The 2,093-nt window shown below is 53.8% G+C and carries 2 protein-coding genes and 1 pseudogene; 2 read left to right on the forward strand and 1 reads right to left on the reverse strand.

Annotation, left to right across the window (positions count from 1 at the left end; translation table 11 throughout):
- Positions 1-408 precede the first annotated feature (408 nt).
- Positions 409-612: a hypothetical protein gene (locus AC1DM5_RS36425; RefSeq protein WP_477824404.1), complete on the forward strand. Its 204-nt coding sequence runs from the start codon at positions 409-411 to the stop codon at positions 610-612.
- 150 nt (positions 613-762) lie between these two features.
- On the opposite strand, the gene AC1DM5_RS36430 is transcribed toward AC1DM5_RS36425, so the two are convergent.
- Positions 763-1,011: a hypothetical protein gene (locus AC1DM5_RS36430; RefSeq protein WP_477824405.1), complete on the reverse strand. Its 249-nt coding sequence runs from the start codon at positions 1,009-1,011 to the stop codon at positions 763-765.
- 393 nt (positions 1,012-1,404) lie between these two features.
- Between AC1DM5_RS36430 and AC1DM5_RS36435 the strand changes: the two are divergent.
- A pseudogene (locus AC1DM5_RS36435) lies at positions 1,405-1,830 on the forward strand (esterase/lipase family protein); the annotation flags it as partial.
- Between the last annotated feature and the right edge of the window lie 263 nt (positions 1,831-2,093).

Genomic DNA, 2,093 nt, shown 5'->3' on the forward strand with positions numbered 1-2,093 from the left:
CGAAAACTCGCGCAGCGAGCCATCACTCGGCAGGAACGTCGCCAACATAAACCTTAAGGCGAAGCTCTAACATACGTTAGCACATCCACTGCAGATCAGCACCACACCAAATTGGCACGGCCGATTATAAGGCGTTCTACTCCAATGCCCGACGCGGGTGAGGTTCTGAAGGTCGGGCTCGGGCCGAATGCTGGCCCGTTCTGGAAACCAAGGTTCCAAAGTGGCGAATTGAAGTCTGCCGTCTAGAATTACACTTTCAAGGATAGGAAGACGAGCTTTGTGCTGGATCAATTCGAATGCAAATAGTCCCGCTTTGCAAGACGCATTCTTACATCTTGGAGATTGCTGCCCGTTTGAATGTTGGGAACGAAAACCTCAACAGAGGCTTTAAACCTTCGGAGGATTGCCATGACCGAAGAAACTTTTGCACAGCTCACCTCAATCAGCCACCAGCTACAGACCAGATCCTACGAGCTGTCACAGGCCGGTAAGGACCATGACATAGCAATGATCATGTCAGCACTGGCTGTGACAATGGATGCGGTCAGATCTCTCGGTGAAGATTTACGCCAACTCACGGGCCCAAAGGGCCTGGGAGCCGAAGGAGAATAGGCGCATTCCTTCCATCGTGCGGATTGCTGCTTTCCGCGTGGACCGGTGAAAAGGCGAGGAAGGCTTCCTGACAAGCAAAAGGCCGCTGCTTACGCATACGGTCTCTCCCACTAGAGAAGTCGGGGCTTCCGATGGCATTCTTCCCAACGGCTAGACCAGTTTGGCGGGGGTTTCTTCGCTCTCGGATGCTCTTCGATCTGCAAGCAACGAGTCCAAAGCCTGATGTTCCGGACCAAACGGCCGCTGATTCAAAAATGAATTCACAGGGATCGTCGTTTCATGACCACCTGACGATGGATTACCGCGGTGAACGACTACCTCTCTGTTGGTGGCAGCGTCGACGCCAAGAAACCACTGATCGCCATTCGTGCTTGAAGCAAACTCTCTGAGATTTTCCACGTTAATTCTCCTTCTGAAGGTAGAGGTAGAGCGTGGATCGGGAATTGCGATGAAATACTTCGGTTCGACTGTATGGATCATTCTTTGGCAATCGCGAAGTATGACAAGGAACTTCGGCGCCTAATTGATGTTGTACTCGGCATGAGCGACACAGAACAAAAAGCCAGCGGAGAAGTTCGTGCTGACGATATTCGTCATCGCGGTGATTCTCGCTGTGGCGTATTTGACTTTTTTTACCCCTAGCGAAGTTGAATCCAACCCGAAGGTCCCCACCGTACGTGAGGGCGGCCAAGAACCGTAACGGACGATGGCTCGAGGTATCGGGATCGGCGTCGGAGTGGGAGACTGTCGGAGATCGTTGCTGAGGAAGTCGAAGATGCGTCTGAGAGCAACCGAGAAGGCCGTCTTCACCTGGTCGGACATTCCATGGGTGGATTGGTCATCAGGGCCATGTTGAAGAACTACCGACCATCAAATCTCGGGCGGGTGGTGGTGATTGGCACTCCAAATAATGGCAGTCAGGTCGCAGATTTCTTGAAAAAGGTGCCGCTGAATAATGCAGCTTTCGGCCCTGCCGGCCAGCAGCTCGTCACCGATCAGAGCACGTTCGCCCATATTTTCGGTCAGGTGGATTTCGAACTGGGCATCATCGCCGGAACCCGAACCATCGATCCCTTCTCGTCATTGATCATTGGCTATCAAGTCACCAACGACGGTAAGGTAACTGTCGAAAGCACGCGACTTGCCGGAGCCGCCGACCATATCGCCATCGCTGCCAACCACACATTCATTCCATCGAACAAAGCCATGTGGGCGTAAGCCCTTTCGTTTCTTCGAGACGGCAAGTTCCACCGATGAGCGCCTTGATGGGATCTGAACCAACGGCCCTATCGTTAGCGGAACCCGCTTCCTCAAAGGATATCACCCGCCCGGGGAGCAATGACCGATTTGGGGGCCGGAGAACGAACCCGCTGCGCGGGAGGGCGTCTGCGGTTGAGGTAGAGGGCGCGGGCTGGAGATTGCGCCTGGATTGAACGTCGTCCGGCAAGGGCAGAGCATGACGAGCTTCTTCAACAAAGGAG

Source organism: Rhizobium sp. 01T437 (assembly GCF_056398505.1).